The organism is Enterobacter cloacae complex sp. IR5458 (assembly GCF_049238025.1).
Classification (GTDB): domain Bacteria; phylum Pseudomonadota; class Gammaproteobacteria; order Enterobacterales; family Enterobacteriaceae; genus Enterobacter; species Enterobacter kobei.
This window is the reverse complement of the sequence record NZ_JBMKIF010000120.1, coordinates 1-1,568: the sequence shown is the minus strand read 5'-3', so window position 1 is coordinate 1,568 and position 1,568 is coordinate 1. Positions and strand designations below refer to the sequence as shown.

Annotated in this window: 2 protein-coding genes; both read right to left on the bottom strand. The window is 35.7% G+C overall.

Features of this window, described 5'->3' with window-relative positions; genetic code table 11:
- Nucleotides 1-26: 26 nt before the first annotated feature.
- Complete coding sequence (locus tag ACOTYN_RS26270; RefSeq protein WP_259408557.1) at nt 27-383, bottom strand: hypothetical protein; 357 nt, start codon at nt 381-383, stop codon at nt 27-29.
- Between the two features lie 83 nt (nt 384-466).
- Nucleotides 467-1,381 (bottom strand): J domain-containing protein, encoded by a 915-nt coding sequence (locus ACOTYN_RS26265; protein ID WP_071885265.1) that lies wholly within the window; start codon nt 1,379-1,381, stop codon nt 467-469.
- Nucleotides 1,382-1,568 lie beyond the last annotated feature (187 nt).

The following is a 1,568-nucleotide window of genomic DNA, read 5'->3' as shown; positions in this document are numbered from 1 at the left end:
GGGCTGAGTTCCCTTTCAGTGATCTACTATTCCGCGCAGCTATTTAGGGCAATTTTTAAATTTGATAAACTCAATTCTATACTATTAATTATATGATGTGCAGTATCTTTCCCTCCAGCGAAAGCGATAACACACTTTCCATAGGTTTCGATTTTATGGTATTTTTCAAAAAAACCTGAATTGTTAAATTTAGGGTGTTTTATTTTCAAATCAATTTCATAAAATTTGCGATATCCGTTAAGTAATGTTTTAACTTCTGTCGTCTTCTTGTTATCAGTAGAGTTTTTGTAAGTTGTCATCCTTGTTATAGCGCTATCAGCAATTATAAATGTCGCCCCGTCTTCAAATTCATTTATTTCATACCCGCCGATAATGAGAGTCATATTAGTACCTTATCTGTTATAAACATTTACTCACTGTTGATTAACTCACTTAACCTACTATGTTCCTTCTGAGCAAAATTATTCTAAAACTGAGAAGCCGATAATGACAGGAAATGTGTATTGCCATTGGCCACAGGATAAAACGTTAAAGAGTTGTCACTGTACTCTGTTCCCGTTGAAGTTTTTCTTTCAATCATATTGATTGGTTCAGATATTTGTGCACATCCATTTTTAATATTTTGTGTTTTTACTCGATATATTCCAGATGGGACTTGTTCAAGAGTAATTTGACTCCCCGCGGGAACGAAGACTTCACGTACAAAATCAGTTTTGATGTATGCATTATCCAATGTCAATCGGACCCGTAACCCTTCATTATTTTGAGTATTATCTAATCTAAGTGAGGACAAACCACTACGACGATCTTTTTCAGATAAAACAGTTGGGATAGTAGGCCATTGATGTTGTTGCACGGATGAATCACAAATACCGTTATTGTTTGTTAAACGTTCGGGTTTTAAAGGCGAAGTGTTGTTTACGGCCGCTGTTTTATTTGAAGAAGAGCCTCCTTCATTCATATTGTTAATTATTGCGTACGCTATAAATCCTATTACACACAGGCCAGCAATAGATCTCAATATAGAAAATAAAGGAAAAAATATGATACCCATCATTGTCATTAATGACTTCGGTTTTCTTACTGTTGTTGTTTCAACTGGTGCTTGAACGTTAGTATTTGTTTCCGAATTTCGTGCTAATGTGGCCTCAGCCCTTTCCCTCCACGTTTCTTTAATAACCCAGCGATCATGTTCTTTTCTTTTTATGGGATCGATTAAAACATCATACGATGCGTTAATAATTTGCATTATCCTGACAGCCTCAGGATTGTTTTTATTTACATCAGGGTGGTATTTCTTAGCCAATGTACGATACGCTGCTTGTATTACCTCTACAGGGGCATCTCGTGATACCTTGAGGTTATCATAATGAGTTCTCATCTTTTTTCCATAGTGGTAAAATTCCCTATCATTTATATAACAAAGTTGTTGAATATTGTAAAACTTGGATTTGTTTGTCAGCAGTTGAGATAGACAATGCTAATGTATGCGTACATTAGCATTGATGTTGGCACTGTTGCAAAGTTAGCGATGAGGCAGCCTTTTGTCTTATTCAAAGGCCTTACAT